Origin of the sequence: Campylobacter lanienae NCTC 13004 (assembly GCF_002139935.1) — a bacterium.
Classification (GTDB): domain Bacteria; phylum Campylobacterota; class Campylobacteria; order Campylobacterales; family Campylobacteraceae; genus Campylobacter; species Campylobacter lanienae.
The window spans coordinates 1,413,860-1,431,430 of record NZ_CP015578.1; the positions used below are offsets into that span (position 1 = coordinate 1,413,860).

At 37.2% G+C, this 17,571-nt stretch carries 16 protein-coding genes; 5 read left to right on the forward strand and 11 right to left on the reverse strand.

What is annotated here, in order from left to right; genetic code table 11:
- Positions 1–43: 43 nt before the first annotated feature.
- Positions 44–784: an SIMPL domain-containing protein gene (locus CLAN_RS07240; protein WP_100590944.1), complete on the forward strand. Its 741-nt coding sequence runs from the start codon at positions 44–46 to the stop codon at positions 782–784.
- Between the two features lie 418 nt (positions 785–1,202).
- Here CLAN_RS07240 and CLAN_RS07245 read toward each other — a convergent pair whose 3' ends face one another.
- The 11 genes from CLAN_RS07245 to CLAN_RS07295 all read right to left on the reverse strand — a co-directional run bounded on the left by CLAN_RS07245 (position 1,203) and on the right by CLAN_RS07295 (position 11,281).
- Positions 1,203–1,646: a GatB/YqeY domain-containing protein gene (locus CLAN_RS07245; protein WP_100590945.1), complete on the reverse strand. Its 444-nt coding sequence runs from the start codon at positions 1,644–1,646 to the stop codon at positions 1,203–1,205.
- Complete coding sequence (locus CLAN_RS07250) at positions 1,643–2,488, reverse strand: Ppx/GppA phosphatase family protein (protein ID WP_100590946.1); 846 nt, start codon at positions 2,486–2,488, stop codon at positions 1,643–1,645. Before CLAN_RS07250 ends, CLAN_RS07245 begins: the two co-directional genes overlap by 4 nt.
- Positions 2,475–3,569, reverse strand: coding sequence for a tRNA nucleotidyltransferase/poly(A) polymerase family protein (locus CLAN_RS07255; RefSeq protein ID WP_100590947.1), 1,095 nt, complete (start codon positions 3,567–3,569; stop codon positions 2,475–2,477). The genes CLAN_RS07250 and CLAN_RS07255 overlap by 14 nt, the downstream gene beginning before the upstream one ends.
- Positions 3,529–4,026 (reverse strand): CiaD-like domain-containing protein, encoded by a 498-nt coding sequence (locus CLAN_RS07260; protein WP_100590948.1) that lies wholly within the window; start codon positions 4,024–4,026, stop codon positions 3,529–3,531. The genes CLAN_RS07255 and CLAN_RS07260 overlap by 41 nt, the downstream gene beginning before the upstream one ends.
- Positions 4,023–4,274 (reverse strand): hypothetical protein, encoded by a 252-nt coding sequence (locus CLAN_RS07265; protein ID WP_096014268.1) that lies wholly within the window; start codon positions 4,272–4,274, stop codon positions 4,023–4,025. The genes CLAN_RS07260 and CLAN_RS07265 overlap by 4 nt, the downstream gene beginning before the upstream one ends.
- Positions 4,271–5,341, reverse strand: a complete 1,071-nt coding sequence (gene leuB, locus CLAN_RS07270; protein ID WP_100590949.1) for a 3-isopropylmalate dehydrogenase — start codon at positions 5,339–5,341, stop codon at positions 4,271–4,273. Before leuB ends, CLAN_RS07265 begins: the two co-directional genes overlap by 4 nt.
- A 9-nt stretch (positions 5,342–5,350) precedes the next feature.
- A complete protein-coding gene (locus CLAN_RS07275) occupies positions 5,351–5,827 on the reverse strand; it encodes a 3-isopropylmalate dehydratase small subunit (RefSeq protein ID WP_096018606.1) in 477 nt (158 codons plus the stop codon).
- A gap of 47 nt (positions 5,828–5,874) precedes the next feature.
- Positions 5,875–6,699 carry a polyphosphate kinase 2 gene (gene ppk2 / locus CLAN_RS07280; RefSeq protein ID WP_096017769.1) on the reverse strand — a complete coding sequence of 275 codons (825 nt, stop codon included), beginning with the start codon at positions 6,697–6,699 and terminating at the stop codon, positions 5,875–5,877.
- A 93-nt stretch (positions 6,700–6,792) separates the two neighbouring features.
- On the reverse strand, positions 6,793–7,038 hold the full coding sequence (locus tag CLAN_RS07285; RefSeq protein ID WP_096014364.1) for an RNA recognition motif domain-containing protein: 246 nt from the start codon (positions 7,036–7,038) through the stop codon (positions 6,793–6,795).
- A 129-nt stretch (positions 7,039–7,167) separates the two neighbouring features.
- A complete protein-coding gene (locus tag CLAN_RS07290; protein WP_100590950.1) occupies positions 7,168–7,713 on the reverse strand; it encodes a DJ-1 family glyoxalase III in 546 nt (181 codons plus the stop codon).
- Between the two features lie 28 nt (positions 7,714–7,741).
- Entirely contained in the window at positions 7,742–11,281 is a 3,540-nt protein-coding gene (locus CLAN_RS07295; RefSeq protein ID WP_100590951.1) for a S8 family serine peptidase, read from the reverse strand.
- A 133-nt stretch (positions 11,282–11,414) separates the two neighbouring features.
- Between CLAN_RS07295 and CLAN_RS07300 the strand changes: the two genes are divergently transcribed.
- The 4 genes from CLAN_RS07300 to ilvD are packed head-to-tail and all read left to right on the forward strand — an operon-like array spanning position 11,415 to position 17,483.
- Positions 11,415–13,052, forward strand: a complete 1,638-nt coding sequence (locus tag CLAN_RS07300) for a CTP synthase (RefSeq protein WP_100590952.1) — start codon at positions 11,415–11,417, stop codon at positions 13,050–13,052.
- Positions 13,042–14,628, forward strand: a complete 1,587-nt coding sequence (gene recJ, locus CLAN_RS07305; RefSeq protein ID WP_096029359.1) for a single-stranded-DNA-specific exonuclease RecJ — start codon at positions 13,042–13,044, stop codon at positions 14,626–14,628. The genes CLAN_RS07300 and recJ overlap by 11 nt, the downstream gene beginning before the upstream one ends.
- Positions 14,625–15,800, forward strand: a complete 1,176-nt coding sequence (gene nhaA, locus CLAN_RS07310; RefSeq protein ID WP_096014260.1) for a Na+/H+ antiporter NhaA — start codon at positions 14,625–14,627, stop codon at positions 15,798–15,800. The genes recJ and nhaA overlap by 4 nt, the downstream gene beginning before the upstream one ends.
- Before the next feature lie 9 nt (positions 15,801–15,809).
- Positions 15,810–17,483 (forward strand): dihydroxy-acid dehydratase, encoded by a 1,674-nt coding sequence (gene ilvD / locus CLAN_RS07315; RefSeq protein WP_100590953.1) that lies wholly within the window; start codon positions 15,810–15,812, stop codon positions 17,481–17,483.
- The last annotated feature ends 88 nt before the right edge of the window (positions 17,484–17,571 follow it).

The following is a 17,571-nucleotide window of genomic DNA, read 5'->3' on the forward strand; positions in this document are numbered from 1 at the left end:
AAAATTGTAAAATAATACCCAAATTTCACTTCTAAGGATAAATATGTTAAATCTTCTTTTTAAGTCGCTTTTTGCTTTGGCTGTGCTTGTAGTATTCATCGCCGGTGTGGTATTTGATGCGAAATTTCTATCTCAAGATCAATTTAGCGATAAAGAGCTTAAATTTAATCGCTTGATTCAAGAGAGCATGGATTTCATTCCTGATGGATTTAGCGCTAGTATCAATATAGAATCCGCAAATTCCCTACGCACCAAAACCCAAATCGCACCTGATGAGCTAGAAATCATCACCGCCACGCTAGATAAAGCACTAAATCTAACCAAAGATTCTCAAATTTGTAAAGCCGCCACCTACTCAATCGAGCCAAGCTATAGCTACAATGATGGCGCTAGGATTATCAGTGGTCAGTTAGTGAATTTCAATGTTAAATGCGAATTTGATAAGCAAAATATCCAAAAATATGAAGAGCTAATCACCGCCCTAAATAGTCTAATCAAAAATAATGAATTTATAACGATGAATCTACCAGCTATAAGCCAATCATCATCAAACTTACTAAAAACCCAAAATAGCGAAATACTCCACTCAAAAATCCTAAATACCGCTATATCCAAAGCCGAGTCCTACTCCAAAGAGCTAAACAAAAACTGCCTATTAAATAGCGTGGATTTCAGCACTCCAAGTCGCATAGAAGCCTACGCAAATTTAAAATCAGCCGCCACGCCAACAGAGTCTAAACATACCCAAACCCTATCAGCCCTAGCTACATATAGTTGTAAATAATCCCCCATAGGGGGACGCCCCACAACAATGAAATTTCTGGCTTTGAGTTTAATTTTCACACATAAGCAAATTTAGTTATAATCCAAATTTCGCCAAAAAAATAGAATTTACCAACAAATAAAATTCAGCCACGATAGTGGAATTCCGCCAGTAATAATGGGAATTTAGCTTTGAATAATTTGAATTTAATTTATAATAAGTTTCAAATAATCCCCAACTCCACTAAAACAGGGGCAAATCTCGATCAAAAGGCTAAATTCACCGCAATAATAGAATTCCAAGCTTTAAATTCAGTTTTCACCAGCAAACAAAATTTCACCAAAACAACGAAATTCAGCCACGATAGTGAAATTTCACTCACAAATGAAATTCCACACACCCCAAGGGCGCTTTTATCTACCCCAAAGGGTACTTTTGGTTATCCCAAAGCGCTTTTGGCCGCTTCGCTCATACGCTTACCATCGCAAGCAGAGCCGATGGAATCTTTGGCTAGTTTCATTAATTTGCCTAAATCCTTAATCCCATTTAAGCCATTTTGCGCTATCAGCTCTGATATTTTCGCCTTTAACTCATCATCGCTAAGCTGTTTTGGGAGATATCTAGAGATTATCTCTATCTCGCCAAGCTCCTTTTGCGCTAAATCATCTCTACCGCCGTTTTTATACTGCGTGGCTGAGTCATTTCGGCGTTTGATTTCGCTTTGTAAAATTGTAAAGATTCTAGCGTCATCTAGCTCCACTCTCTCATCAACTTCAATCTGCTTAAATGCCGAGTTTATCATACGCAAGGTATCTCTCTCAAAGCCATTTCCAGACTTCATAGCTGATTTAATATCATTTAAAATTTGCTCTTTTATACTCATTTTAACTCCTTTAAATTTAGTTCTTTAGCGATAAAAAGCCCCTCACGAAGCCCATCATCTATAACAATACAAGATTTATTAGGCAAGATATCAAGCAAAATCTCGCACCCCTTTACTACCAAATCCGCTCTATTTTTGCCTACTAATTCATCTTTATTTGTAGTGGTTTTTAACAAATTAGCCACATAAATCAGATCATCTTTATCGATTTTGGCACCATTTATCATTTTGGCATTGTAATTCTCATAATTCATCCCACGCTTAATAGCCAAAGCCGTGGTAGGAACCCCTGAAGTTAAGATAATATTATCAAATTCAAACTCGTCTATATATCTCTTAGCTTCTTCTATTAAAGCGCTTTTATCACTCTGCAACGCTGTGATAATACCAAACTCAAAACTACGCCCCAAATCCCTAAAACTAATCTCCGTGCTAGCCCCACCAAGGTCGATTAAAAGAGAGTTGTCGATATTTAAAGATAATATTTTAGCACGATTTTCCACCCCAACCCTGGTCAAAAACGCCTCTAATTCACCGCTAATTATCTTAAATTCAATCCCAAATTTATCCCTAATATCCCTAAAAAATTCGCTAGAATTCGCCGCTTCTCTAAAGGCTTGCGTAGCAACCGCAACACTAAAATCAAATTTTGCCTCACTCACAAGCTCACTAATAGCTAGCCTAATCCTATCCATCGCATCATTAGCCAAACCCTTTGAGCCTAGCCCCCTAGCAGAGCCAACTATCCGCTCAAAGCTATACTCACACTCGAAATTTCCGCTACCCAATCTACGCATTTTACAGGCTCTAATCGTGTTGCTACCAAGGTCAATTGCGATCACTTAAATACTCCTTTATAGCCCCTATTTTAAGCCTTTTTAGCTCATCTCCATACGCTTTGTCAGTCGCCTTGATACTAGTGGTATCAATATGCGGTGAGAATTTAAAATCATAAATTCCCAAATCCTTTGCCATCTTAATTCTAGCTTTGCTATCAAGCCCAAGCCAGTTAGATAGTGGCATATCTAGGGCGATTTTCATCATATTAAATTTACTAATTTTTGTAAAAAATGGCTGTTTATATGATATTGAGTATGAATTTGGCAAGGCAAGACTAGATAATAACTCCTTGCCATTAATGCCGTAATAATTAACAAGATAGTATAAAAATGAAGCCTTATTTGTGCTAATTTTGCTAGAAATTAATCTAAAAAATCCATCATCAAATCGCACCCCAAAAAGCCTTTTATCTAAATTTAGCTCTCTTAAAAGCTCAGCACCTAATCTTTGAAATTTAGAGGCAAAAAACTTCTCAAGCTCCATACTTATCCTATTTAAGCTTAAATCATTAATATCGATTTCACGCATCAAACTCAAACTTCTTGGCTCACAACTTAGATTAAACCTAGAGACAAAACCAACCGCACGCAAAACTCTTAAGCTATCTTCGCTAAAGCTAGATGGATTGGTAATTTTAAGCCTTTTAGCCCTTAAATCGCCAATCCCACCCCAAAAATCCAAAACTTCACCACTAAAGATATTTACCATAATCGAATTCATAGTAAAATCCCTACGCAAGCTAGCGCTCAACTCATCGTTACAATACTCTACGCTAAAGCCCTTATGACCAAATCCGCTTTTAGACTCCCTTCTAGGCAGACTTAAATCATAATTTTTAAGCTTATAGACAAAATAGCTCTTACCAACGCCTGTAGCACCACAACGCTTCATAATAGAGTCAAATTCAATCGGATCTATATCATAAATTTCAATATCATAATCCTTAGAGCCAATCCCCAAAATCAGATCACGCACCGATCCGCCGACTAAATAGGCTCGTTTTGTGTGGTTTGAAAGTAGATTTTTGATCTCGTTTAAATCACTATTTTGAGAGATTTGATAGCCTATTTTCGATACTCGCAAGCGCAAATTCCAAAAATTTAATTGTCATATCAAGCCTAAAGGCGCTATTGCTCTCATCTGCACTATTAAGCCCTTCAAACAAAACCCCTATTCTCTCTTTTAATCCTTGTAGATATAGCATCTCATTTGAGCCGATATTTTCATCTTTTGGCTTTTCATCTTTTAATTTTTCTTGGCTATCAATTGAGGCGATATTTGCCGCTAGGGCCTCTTTGATCTCTGTTTTGCTAGCCGGCTCTTTTATGCTAATTTCAGGTTTAGGCGGATTGCTTAGAGTTTGTGGCTCTTTAGCAAGATTAAATTCACTCTTCAATGGCTCTTTTTTGGTAAAATTATTTGGTTTGTATTCATTTGCCTCTTCTACGATAAATCCATTTTTAGCCACTGCGTCACTAGCGCCTTGTAGCTCGGCATTAACCTCATCAATAGTAAATTTCGCAATCTCTTCTAATCTCATATCTTTATCAACCACCTTTTAAATTCTCTAATTCCAGCAGCGTCGCCCTCTTTTAAATTTAGATAAAACTCTAGCATTTGCTCATTTGTTTCGCCATTTTTACGCTTTAAGCCACTCAATCTTCTAATAGCTGAGCGTGCCTCTTGGTTATTTGGGTCATGCTTTAAAATATTTTTATAAATCTCTAAGGCCTCATCTCTTAGGCCTTGATTTTCATATATTAAAGCCTCTGTAATAGTCCCTTTCATTGTTTTTTAATGTAATCGCTAATTATAGAGCCAATTTCGCTTGTAGTACAGATCTCAACAGCGTCAAATTTCGCAATATCTTTGGTTCTATATCCATCTTTTAAGACCGCTTTTATCGCATTTTCTATACAATTTGCCGCTTCATTTTCGCTTAGGGCATATCTAAGCATCATAGCAGCTGAAAGTATCATCGCAATTGGATTAGCGATCCCTTGTCCAGCGATATCAGGAGCGCTACCATGAATTGGCTCATATATTCCTACGCTTCCACCTATTGACGCACTTGGCAAGAGTCCTATAGATCCACACACCATACTAGCCTCATCGCTCAATATATCGCCAAATAAATTTTCAGTCAAAATCACATCAAATCCAGTTGGATATCTCACAAGTTGCATAGCAGCATTATCTACATACATATACTCTAAACTAACTTCAGGGTAATCCTTAGCTACCTTAGCAGTAACCTCACGCCATAATTGGCTAGTTTCAAGCACATTTGCCTTATCTACTAAACACACTTTTTTTCGTCTTTTCATAGCTGCGTCAAAGGCGATTTTGGCTATTCTTTCTATCTCCTCTACTGTGTAAGCCATGGTATTATAGGCTCTATCTTCTAATTTCTCTCTTGGCTGACCAAAATATAACCCACCAGTAAGCTCTCTAACAACCAAAATATCCACACCTTTAATAACTTCAGGCTTTAGGGTTGAGGCATTGATAAGCTCATCATATATCATCGCTGGACGCAAATTCGCATAAGCACCAAGAGATTTTCTAAGCTTTAAAAGTCCGCTCTCAGGGCGAAGATGTCTTGGCAAATTATCCCATTTTTCTCCACCAATCGCACCAAAAAGCACAGCGTCACTTCTCCTAGCACCTTGTAAAGTCTCATCAGGTAACGGCTCGCCAAATACATCAATAGCAGCCCCACCCATCAAAAAATACTCATAATTTAATCTAAAATTAAATTTAGCACTCACGCTATCAAGGACTTTTATCGCCTCTTCAGCAATTTCTGGGCCTATGCCATCGCCTTTTATCACACAAATATTATAACTTTTCATCAATTATCCTTATAGAGTGCTTTTAGCATAGTTAATCAAGCCACCAGCCTTGACAAGCTCTTGCATAAATTCAGGAATTGGCTCAAATTTGTATTCGCAATTTTGAGTTAAATTTTTGATTATACCGCCACTATAATCAATCTCTAGCTCATCGCCCTCATTGATACTATCAGTTTGAGAGCACTCAAGTATCAATAGGCCTGTATTAAAGCTATTTCTATAAAAAATCCTAGCAAATGATTTTGCGATTACTACGCTTATCCCAGCAGCTTTAATCGCTATTGGGGCATGCTCTCTACTACTACCACAGCCGAAATTTTCCCCAGCTACGATACAATCCCCCGCTCTTACTTTAGAGCTAAAATCCTTATCAGCATCTTCCATAACATATTTTGCTAAAATTTCTGGATCGCTTGTATTTAAATATCTAGCAGCTATTATCACATCAGTGTCGATATTATCACCGAATTTCCATACTTTTGACATATTTTTCCTTAATAAAATTTTAAGATAGCATTATAGCAAATTTAATCTTAATCTCTAGTTTTTACATGCTCTTGGCTAAAATTTTCTTCCATTCGTTTGATCTCGGCACTTCCGCTTCTGTAAATTTCGCTATCTACTCTTAGCTCTTTTTGGCTAATTTTGTTATCATAATTTACATTACTTAAAATATGCTTAAATACATTAATTCTAGCCCTTTTTTTATCATTGCTAGTTACTACTGACCATGGTGCGTATGGGGTGTTTGAGGCTAGGAGCATTGAGTATTTTGCTAGTGTGTATTGATCCCATAGCTCTTGGCTCTTCTCATCAACTGGGGATAGTTTAAACTGCTTTAAAGGGTCGTTTTTACGCTCTTTGAAGCGTTTTTTCTGCTCTTCTTTGGATACTGAGAAGTAGAATTTAAATAAGATAATACCCGAATTTACTAGCATCTCTTCAAATTGAGGCACTTGGCGTAAAAACTCCTTATGCTCCTCTTCACTACAAAATCCCATCACAGGCTCAACCCCAGCTCTATTATACCAACTTCTATCGAATATTACTATCTCGCCACCACTTGGCAAATGGCTAATGTAGCGTTGAAAATACCATTGAGTTCTCTCTACATCGCTTGGCTTTTCTAGTGCCACAACTCTACAGCCCCTAGGATTTGTATGTTCGATCAATCTCTTAATCGTCCCACCCTTGCCAGATGCATCACGACCTTCAAAGATTATTAAGACTTTTAACCCCTCTTTTTTGACAAAAGTTTGGAATTTTAGGAATTCAATTTGAAGCTTTTTAAGCTCCTCTTCATATCTTAATTTTGATTTTTTAACCTTTATGGTTACATACTCTTCTTGATTTGCCATTGACTCTCCATATAATGTAAAATTTGGATATTTTATAATTTTTTGATTGAAATTTTGCTTATTATAGATATTTTGATTTAAGCTAGTTTGACCCTACTCTTTTGGTTTGGCTTCATTAACTTTAATCGCCCTACCACCTATATCTTTGCCATTTAAGTTATCTATAGCGACTCTGGCTTCATCATCATTCTCCATCTCTACAAAGCCAAATCCCCTAGAGCGATTCGTAGCTTTGTCTTTGACTATTTTGGCTCTATTTACCACGCCATAAGCAGCGAAAATCTCTCTAAGCTCTTCATCATTGATGCGGTATGGAAGATTGCTTACATATATGTTTATCATAGTAACATCCTTTTTGTATTTTACGAAAATGCGGTTACTAATCATATCTAAATTTTAAATAATTTTTACAATAAATTTAAATTTGATCCGAATTTAACCGCATTTTGCTATTTGGCGTTGAAAAGGTTAAAATAGAAGTCCGGATTTTACTTGATTGTATTTTTCTTCGCCACATAGCTCTTTTAGCAATGCTAGGGCAAATTCCATCGCGGTTGCGGGCCCACGAGAAGTTATGATATTGCCATCTATCACGACATTTTTATCAGGGTTATAACCATTATGATTTACTGTAGCCTCAAATCCTGGATAGCAAGTATATTTCTCACCCAAAACGCCCGCCGTGCTAAGCGCCCACGGCGCAGCGCAAATAGCGGCTAATTTTTTGCCATTTGATTTGGCTTCTTTTAATTTTGTTGCCAATTTTTGGCTTTTGGCTAGATACTCAGCGCCTGGCAACCCTCCTGGCAAAACTATCATATCAGCTTGGCTAAAATCATACTCATCAAAGGTTATATCACTATTTAGACTAACGCCGTGAGCGCCACTTACACTAAGATTACTCTCAAGTGCTACCATACTCACTTCCACGCCACCACGACGCAATATATCCACAATGCTCAAAGCCTCAATCTCTTCAAAACCATTTGCCATAATTACAGCTATTTTTGCCATTTTTTCTCCTTTTAATTAGTTAAAATCGCTAAAATCTCTTACCGATTGTGGCTGAAATATTCAAATTATCACTAGTAGTAGCAAACTCCCCGCCTACTCCAAATTTAAAGAAATAGCCACTATTTGTAGTATATTCACTACCTAAGCCGATATTTAATCTATTTTTATCTAGGTGATATCTTTGGGTAAATTTCTCACCTTTAAAGTCATTGAACTCAGCTTGAGCGTCCATATCATAGCCATTTAGCATTCTTTCGTATAATACAAAACCTGTATATCGTAAATTATCACTAACCTTATATGAGCTATTTAGACCAAGTGCTGCGGTGATGGTATCGTGATTGATGCTATCATAATTTTTCGCAAATATCTCACCACTTTCTCTAAAGCTATCTTGATAGATATAACCATAACTAAAATATCCAAGAGGTGATAAAACAAAATCACCTATTAAATAATCTTTTGCCAAACCAAGCTCGAAATTTGCATTATAGCTCTTATATTTACCTTTGATATCACCTTCTAAATATCTCTCATTTTCATTAAACGCTACCAAAACTGACCCACCGCTTAATAACTTAAATGAGCCAAAATCATAGGTGTAATTGGCCGCTAAGCTCATAGTTTCGCTTTTAGACTTCGCACCGATATCAAAATCCAAGCTTGATCTACTAGCACCAATACCATAAGATACGGTCGCATTGTCTAAATCATGGGCTAAATTTATACTGATACCACTTTGATATCCATCGAAGCCATCACCATTATATCTTTTGTAAGTTGGATTGATATACCAATAATTTTTAGGTTTTAAAGCATCAAATCCTAAATCAATAACATAATCACTAGCCACAGATGCGACGAAAATTCCATTATCATAAGGGTTTGAGCCATAAGCAAATAGAGTTGAATTAACCGGATTAATGCTAAATAGCAAATTATTTTGATAAAAGCTAGTGTGATTAGATGTCGTAATCGAGGTTAAATTCGATACAGAATTGCCCTCTATGCGACTCATAGTCTCTTGATATGTGTTAGAATCGCTTTGATCCAAAGCAGCGAAGAAATTCTTATATTTATCATCTAAATTCGCTTCTTTTCTGATATTTCTCATAGTTTGACTAAGTGTCTCTGAGCCGGTCTGATAGGCATCTGGACGAACTACTGGGGTTATGATTATATTATTATTTTGGCTATTATTATTGCTTGGGTCTTGGGTGTTGTTGTTTTGTTGATTATTGTTATTTGTGGTATTTTGGTTATTTGGTGTTTGGTTGCTTGATTCTGGGTTGCTCGGTGTTGGCGTTGGTGTGGTGGTGCTACCTTGTGAATTTGAGCTTTGAGAGTTGCTATTTTGGTTATTATTATTGCTTGGGTCTTGGGTGTTGTTGTTTTGTTGATTATTGTTATTTGTGGTATTTTGGTTATTTGAATTTGGGTCTGATGGTGTTGGGTTTGGCACTTCAGTTTCATGGATTGGTGGTATAAAGATTGGATCTTTGTTTATCGTGGTTTTATCGCTATCAAGTTTCATCTCAAAGCTAATGCTATTATTGCTAGCGATATAAATTTGGTTAAAGTCATTAATATGATTAGATAGATCGCCTAGCGTGATTTTGATCTCTTTATCCACGGTGTAATACTGCGCTAATGGATTATACTCCAAATTTCCGCCACTAATACTATAATCCTTAGCGATTAATTGCGAGTTGTCATCATTGCCAAAATCCAAAATAAGCTTTGAGTTTTGGCCTGTTTGCGAGTATGTACCATCGACTACTAAATCGCTTAAATCCTCATTTCCAGGGCGAATGATTGAGTTATCATTGGTTAAATTGTGCTTAATCACTCCATTACCGCTTAGAATTGAGCCGTTATTGACATAGACGCTTCCAGCTATTTGTGCTGTTTTGCCATCTTTGCTTAGTAGTCTTATACCGCCATCATTTATAACAGTAGCACCCTCATAGCTATTAACCCCACTTAGAGTTAAAACCCCACTGCCTGATTTGATAAGGCCTACATTTAGATTATCTAAATTTTTAGGCAAATTATATGCTTCAGGGTTGTGAGTATCGGCTTCCCATTTTCGTTGGCTTATATCGTTGCTAAACTCAGTATCATTTCCCTTAGTATCTAGCGAATAATACACCGCAGTTTCGCCATACTGACTACTTACATCAGCATCACTTAATCTATTCGCGTCTAAGATTCCTATACCTTTTAAAGCCTTATCAATATCCAAAATTCCTTGACCAAATAGATCCTCTTTCGTAACCTCTTGAACCCACGGATAGTCATCATCATCAATGGCAGCCATACCACTCATACGATCATATTTCCAATTTATACCAAAATATCCAGAATTTGATAAATCCTTCTCAACGGCTTTTTCATCTATACTACCATCTTCTTTTTTTGGAATTTTGCTATCTACATAAAATATTGTGTATCTCTTTGAGCTAGAGCAAAGAACATTACCATCACAAAGAGTTTTTCCGGTAGTAGTCTCTTTTAAAACAATTTTAGGCCCTATATAGTCTTTATTGGCTGTAGAGAGCAAGGTATCGGCTATCTGTTTGCCACTCATAAATGGGAATTTTTGAGCTACTAAGGCAGCAGCGCCAGTCACCACAGGGGCTGCCATAGATGTACCGCTAGAGACCCTATATAGATCATTATCCAACTTACCTGTTAAGATATCTTTAGTATTATAACTAGCATTTACGCTATTGATATTTGTCCCAGGTGCTGCTAAACTAAAGTTATAAACACCTTTTAATCCATTAGAATATGTAGTAGGAGCACTCAAATAATCAAAATTATCATTTCTTGTTGTGGCTACTATAAATTTACCATCACTATCCTTGCTAACTTGTGCGCTATCTAAGGCCGTTACTACAATTATAGATCTGATCTCTTCATCATAGTATGGAGCTAGAGCCATAATCCCAGGAGATATGATCCCCTCATTACCAGAGGCAAAAACACTAAGCATTTGCTTCTCTTTAGATAGCTTTATAAGATCACTTGCAGTTGAATCTCTTTGAATTAACGGGATATAATCATTTGGATTATTAGCATTTTTTAGAAATGAAATCGATGAACTAGTAAGCGAATTTAATCCAGATAGCGGATAAACCGTGGCATTCCAACTATTATTAATAGCTGCGATAGTTTTATCCTTAAAATACTCATATACATTTGGGGCTGTAAAACTAGCTGAACCAGAAGTATTATGCCCTGTTATCTGAACGCCGTAAGCCTTGGCGTCTGTAGCGATTCCGCCTATTTGGCCATCAGGCTTGGCTAGTATGATACCTGCTACATGGCTACCATGAGTATCAACTGAAAAATCCGGCGTATAAGTGCTACCTCTATACTCAGAATAAATTTGATCCACGATCTGACCTGATAAGTTAGGGTGGTCTTTGTTAATAGCGCTATCTATAACCCCCACAAACACGCCACTACCCGTTACGCTCTTGTCATTATAATTAATAAGCTCAAAATCCGTAAGGCCAAATAGATATATAGGAAGAATAAGTGATAATTTAATGGATTTCATAAATTTGCCTTAATGTTTTATACTGATTATTATATAATAATTTATATTATAAAAATATAAAAAATAATTATAATCTTTAATAAGATAGTAAAAATAAATTTGATATAATCGCTCAATTAATCAAGGAAAAAATATGAGCAAAGAGACTAAATATATATTTGTTACTGGCGGAGTTTTAAGCAGTTTAGGCAAGGGTATAGCCGCTGCGAGTATCGCCACACTACTTAAAAATATAGGCTATAAGGTTAGTATGCTAAAAGCTGATCCATATATCAATGTAGATCCTGGCACGATGAGCCCACTAGAGCATGGGGAGGTCTTTGTGACTGATGATGGTGCTGAGACTGATTTGGATCTTGGGCATTATGAGAGATTTTTAGATGAGAATTTAAACCAAGATAATAACTTCACCACCGGCAAGGTATATAGCTCTGTAATTGAGCGTGAGCGTCGTGGTGACTACCTAGGCAAGACTATTCAAGTAATTCCACATATTGTAGGTGATATCGTAGATCGCATTAAAAAGGCTGCTAAGGGCAATGATATATTGATAGTTGAGATAGGTGGAACGGTAGGCGATATAGAGGGGCTTCCATTTTTAGAAGCTATTAGGGCGCTTAGAAGTGAAGTTGGCAAATCTAATGGTATGTTTATCCATCTTACCTTAGTGCCATATATCAAAGTCGCTGGAGAGCTAAAAACCAAGCCTACTCAACACAGCGTAGGTGAGCTTCGCCGTATCGGTATAAGTCCAGATATGATAATTTGTCGCACTGAAATTCCGCTAAATAGAGAGCTTAAAGATAAGATAGCCGCAAGTTGTGGTATAGAGCGAAACGCAGTTATAGAAAGCTCTGATATGCAAAGCATATATCAAGTGCCATTAAGCTTTTTAAACCAAAACATCCTTGAGCCAATAGCACAAAATTTAAACCTCAAAAATCCTAAGCCAAATATGCAAAATTGGGATAATCTAGTAAAAAGAGTTATCGCACCAAATGATCAGATAAATTTAGCCTTCGTAGGCAAATATGTAGATTTAAAAGAGAGCTATAAGAGCCTAACAGAGAGCATAATCCACGCTGGGGCAAATCTAGATACAAGAGTTATCATCAAATGGTGCGATAGCGAAAAAATAGATTCTAATAATGTAGCCGAAACATTAAAAGATTGCGATGCTATCTTGGTCGCTGGAGGCTTTGGGCCTCGTGGCGTAAGTGGCAAAATAGAAGCTATCAAATTCGCTAGAGAAAACAAAATCCCATATCTAGGAATCTGCCTTGGAATGCAACTTAGCATGATTGAATTTGCTAAAAATGTATTGAAGTTAGATGATGCTAATTCGGTTGAATTTGATGAAAATTGTAAAAATCCTATAATCTATCTAATAGACAGCTTCATCGATGCAAGTGGCAAAAAACAGCTAAGAACGCACACTAGCCCACTTGGTGGGACAATGAGACTTGGCGGATATGAGTGTGATCTACTCAAAGGCTCACTACTAGCTAAGGTATATAATAATCAAAGCAAAATTAAAGAGCGCCACCGCCACAGATATGAAGCCAACCCAAAATATAGAAGCGAATTTGAAAAAGCCGGTCTAATAGTAAGTGGTGAGAGCGATGGACTCATAGAAGCAGTAGAGATCAAAGATCACCCATTTTTCTTAGGTGTTCAATTTCATCCTGAATTTACATCAAGGCTAACTAAGCCAAACCCTGTAATATTAGGATTTATAAAAGCTGGGATAGAATACAAAAATGCTAGATAAAAAGGCTATAAAAGAGCTATTAAGCAGTCGTTTTAGTAACGATATCCATACTAAATTATCTCAAATTCCATTGCCTTGTGAGCTAAAAGATACATTTAAAGCAGCTAAAAGAATCAAAGAGGCGATACAAAATAATGAGCTAATCGCCGTTGTGGGGGATTATGATGTTGATGGGATCGTAAGCACAGCTATTATGGCTGAATTTTTAAGCGATATGTCAGCAAACTATATAATAAAAATTCCAAATAGATTTAAAAATGGCTATGGATTAAATGAAGAGATCATAAATGAGCTAGATAACGCCACTTTGATAATCACCGTTGATAATGGTATAAGCGCTATCGAAGCGGCCAATATATGTAAAAAGCGAAAGATTGATCTCATCATCACAGACCATCATATGCCCCCACCCATACTCCCTGATGCATACGCTATAATAAACCCAAAACAAAAAGCCTGTACCTTCCCAAATATCGAAATTTGCGGAGCTCAAGTCGCTTGGTATCTTATTGGAGCTTTAAAAGAAGTTTGTAATCAAAAAAATTATGATATGGGGAAATTCCTTGATCTTTTAACCTTGGCAATTATCGCTGATATGATGGAGTTAAGGGATTTAAATAGAATTTTAGTCCGCCTTGGCTTGGTGCGTATAAACTCTAGCAAAAGAGCTTGTTTTGAAGCGATCAAAAACTACTATAATAAAGAGAAATTTGAATTTGATGATATTAGCTTTTTGATAGCGCCACTTATAAATTCAGCCGGTAGAATGGATGATGCCACCATATCTTTTAAATTCCTAAGAGCCAAAAGTTTAAATGAAGCAAATGAGTATTTGAGTATGATTAGCGAATTTAACGCTTCAAGAAAAGAAGAAGAGAAGGCGCTTTTTGAGTCTAGCCAAAATGATATAAACGAAAATGAAGATATCATAGTTACTTGGGGCAATGAGTGGCACGAGGGCGTGATTGGTATCGTCGCTGGAAGACTAGCTAAAAAGTATAAAAAACCAGCAATTGTCTTTAGCATAGATGGAGATAAGGCCAAGGGTAGCGCTAGGAGCGTTGGTAAATTTGATATCTTATCTTTGATCGCTTCTCAAGAGAGTTTATTGTGCGGATATGGTGGGCATAAGGGCGCTGCTGGGCTGGTGATAGAGAGTGCGAATTTGGATAAATTTAAAACCGCTATAAATCAATCTTGCTTTTTACAAGAGCTATATGAATTTAGCGTTAATGATGAGATTTTAGGCGAGATTGATCCATCGGCTATAGATTATGAGCTTTTGGAGATTTTGGAGTTTTTCGAGCCATACGGCCAAAAAAACCCACGGCCACTCTTTGAGCTTAAAAAAGCTATGGTAAAATCAGCCAAAAAAATAGGCAAAGAAGAAACTCACCTAAAAATCATCTTACAAAAAGAGAATAAAACCCTAGAAGCGATATTTTTTAACTACGATTATATGCCAAAAAGTGGCGAAAATATAGATATCTTAGTTACCATCTCTAAGAATTCATTTCGTGGGCTAATCACCCCGCAACTACTAATAAAAGAGATTATAAGACAGGAGCAAAAATGAAATTAAATTTTATCAAAACCTTTGTAAAGCATGAGAGCTTTAGCGGCGTTTTGCTAATTATTGCTACGATTTTGGCCTTGGTATTTCAAAATGGCATTTTAAGCCACTTCTATCAAGAGATTTTAAGATCTGAATTTAGCATCGGATTTAGAGAATTTACCTTAGCTAAACCACTGATTTTATGGGTAAATGACGGCCTTATGGCGGTATTTTTCTTTGTTGTGGGATTAGAATTAAAGCGTGAAATTGTAGAAGGTGAGCTATCCAATCCTAGACAAATAGCCCTACCAATTATAGGTGCTCTTGGCGGAGTTGTCTGCCCTGCTCTTATATTTTGGGGATTTAACTATGGCGATGAGTTTGCTATAAGGGGATGGGCTATACCTACTGCTACTGATATTGCCTTTGCACTTGGGGTGCTTATGCTTCTTGGCAATAGAGTGCCTAGCTCTTTAAAGATATTTTTGCTAACCTTAGCTATTATAGATGATCTTTGTGCGATCGTGATTATAGCGCTATTTTATACAACTGAGCTATCTGCTACTTCGCTTGGAATTTCATTTATTTGCTTAATTATTTTATTTATCCTAAACCGCTTAAAAGTAAATAAAAAATCGATATTTTTGCTATTTACCTTAATCCTTTGGTTTAGCGTGTTAAAAAGTGGCGTCCATGCTACCATAGCTGGAGTTTTAGCCGCATTTTTCATCCCTATGAGAGATAGTGCTGGCACAAGTATGCTAAAAGACCTTGAAAAGGATCTTCACGGCGTTACAAGCTACTTTATCTTGCCGATTTTTGCCTTTGTCAATGCTGGAGTTAGCCTAGCTGGAGTTGATCCTAAGCAGCTTATAAATTCAGTTGGCTTAGGGATATTTTTGGGGCTGTTTTTTGGTAAGCAATTAGGGGTATTTTTATTTAGTTTTATATTTATCAAATTAGGCTTTGCCAAGCTTCCTGATGGGGCAAATTGGCTGCAATTTTATGGAGTTTGTATATTAACTGGAATTGGCTTTACAATGAGTTTATTTGTAGGCGCTTTGGCTTATAATGATAGCCCAGTATTTTATCACGCTGATAAATTAGCGATATTATTAGCTAGTTTTGTCGCTGGAGTGGTAGGATATATCTATCTATTTTTACTATGTAAGCCAAAAAAGAATATCGATTAAGGAGATAAAATGAGAAGTGACAATATCAAAAAAGGCTATACCAAAACCCCACATAGATCGCTACTAAGGGCAACTGGTCTTAGAGATGAGGATTTTGATAAGCCTTTTATAGGCGTGGCAAATAGCTTTATAGAGATAATTCCAGGGCATTTTTTCTTAGATAAATACTCTAAAATCCTAAAAGATGAAATTCGCAAAAATGGCTGCGTGCCTTTTGAGTTTAACTGTATCGGCGTAGATGATGGTATCGCTATGGGGCATGGCGGTATGCTCTACTCTCTCCCAAGCCGTGAGATAATAGCAAATTCAGTTGAAACCGTGATGAATGCTCACTGCCTTGATGCGCTAGTTTGTATGCCAAACTGCGATAAAATCGTCCCTGGAATGCTCATGGGAGCTTTAAGAGTAAATGTCCCAACTATATTTATAAGCGGTGGGCCAATGGCTGCTGGAGTTGGGCTTAGGGGTGAGGCCTTGGATTTAAATTCAGCTTTTGAGGCTGTTGGGGCGTATGAAACAAAGCAAATAGATGAAAAAGAGCTTAAACATATAGAGTGTAACGCCTGTCCTGGTGGCGGTAGCTGTAGTGGAATGTTTACGGCCAATTCTATGAATACCCTTTGTGAAGCGATGGGCGTGGCCTTAGAAGGCAATGGAACTATCCTAGCTCTAACCAAAGAGCGTGAAGAGCTAATCAGAAAAGCTGCGAAAAGAATCTGCCAAATCGCCCTTGATGAGAGATATAAAATCAGAAATATCATAAATACCAAATCCATTCACAACGCAATGGTCGTAGATATGGCAATGGGCGGTAGCTCAAATACAATTTTACATATGCTAGCTATCAGCCGTGAAGCTGGTGCGCCACTAGATATAGCAAAACTAAATGACATTAGTCGCAGTGTCCCACATATAGCCAAAATCGCCCCGAGCCTACCTAGCGTGCATATGGAAGATATAGCCAAGGCCGGTGGGCTAAGTGCGGTTATAAATGAGATAGCTAAATTTGATGATAAATTGCTAAATTTAGATGCTCTTACTATAAGTGGTGAGAGCTTAGGCGATAGGGTCAAAAATGCTGAAATTTTGGATCAAAATATCATTCACACAGTAGCAAACGCCTACTCAAAAGTCGGCGGACTAGCTATTTTATTTGGTAATTTAGCCGAGCAAGGCTGCGTGATAAAAACTGCTGGTATAGTCGGTTCAAGACAATTTAGTGGCAAAGCGATCTGCTTTAACTCTCAAGATGAAGCCATAGAAGGCATCAGTAGTGGCAAGGTCAAAAAGGGCGATGTGGTTGTTTTAAGATACGAAGGGCCAAAAGGAGGTCCAGGAATGCAAGAGATGCTAAGCCCAACTAGCCTTATAATGGGGCGTGGGCTTGGGGCTGATGTAGCCTTAATCACTGATGGGAGATTTAGCGGTGCAACAAGAGGCCTAAGTATCGGCCATGTAAGCCCTGAAGCTGCTGAAGGCGGTATGATAGGACTCTTAAAAGATGGCGATATCATCGATATTGATGTAGATAAATACAGCATAAATGTTCGCTTAAGCGATGATGAGATTAACGCTAGAAAAAAAGAGTGGAAATACGCCGGCAAAAAGATAGATAGTCGCTGGCTAAGACAATACCAAAAGCTAGTTACCAACGCAAGCAATGGGGCGATTTTAGAAGCGTGAGATGATTTAGCCCTTTTTTGGGGGGCTAAATTTTAGATCTGATCTTAAGCTTATATCAACTTATATAAACTTAAGATTTTATCTAGAA

Bases quoted from the DNA above. Each gene is read 5' to 3' on its own strand.
- CLAN_RS07240 (WP_100590944.1), top strand. From the start codon at position 44: ATGTTAAATCTTCTTTTTAAGTCGCTTTTTGCTTTGGCTGTGCTTGTA.
- CLAN_RS07245 (WP_100590945.1), bottom strand. From the start codon at position 1,646: ATGAGTATAAAAGAGCAAATTTTAAATGATATTAAATCAGCTATGAAG.
- CLAN_RS07260 (WP_100590948.1), bottom strand. From the start codon at position 4,026: ATGAGATTAGAAGAGATTGCGAAATTTACTATTGATGAGGTTAATGCC.
- CLAN_RS07265 (WP_096014268.1), bottom strand. From the start codon at position 4,274: ATGAAAGGGACTATTACAGAGGCTTTAATATATGAAAATCAAGGCCTA.
- leuB (WP_100590949.1), bottom strand. From the start codon at position 5,341: ATGAAAAGTTATAATATTTGTGTGATAAAAGGCGATGGCATAGGCCCA.
- CLAN_RS07275 (WP_096018606.1), bottom strand. From the start codon at position 5,827: ATGTCAAAAGTATGGAAATTCGGTGATAATATCGACACTGATGTGATA.
- ppk2 (WP_096017769.1), bottom strand. From the start codon at position 6,699: ATGGCAAATCAAGAAGAGTATGTAACCATAAAGGTTAAAAAATCAAAA.
- CLAN_RS07290 (WP_100590950.1), bottom strand. From the start codon at position 7,713: ATGGCAAAAATAGCTGTAATTATGGCAAATGGTTTTGAAGAGATTGAG.
- CLAN_RS07295 (WP_100590951.1), bottom strand. From the start codon at position 11,281: ATGAAATCCATTAAATTATCACTTATTCTTCCTATATATCTATTTGGC.
- CLAN_RS07300 (WP_100590952.1), top strand. From the start codon at position 11,415: ATGAGCAAAGAGACTAAATATATATTTGTTACTGGCGGAGTTTTAAGC.
- recJ (WP_096029359.1), top strand. From the start codon at position 13,042: ATGCTAGATAAAAAGGCTATAAAAGAGCTATTAAGCAGTCGTTTTAGT.
- nhaA (WP_096014260.1), top strand. From the start codon at position 14,625: ATGAAATTAAATTTTATCAAAACCTTTGTAAAGCATGAGAGCTTTAGC.
- ilvD (WP_100590953.1), top strand. From the start codon at position 15,810: ATGAGAAGTGACAATATCAAAAAAGGCTATACCAAAACCCCACATAGA.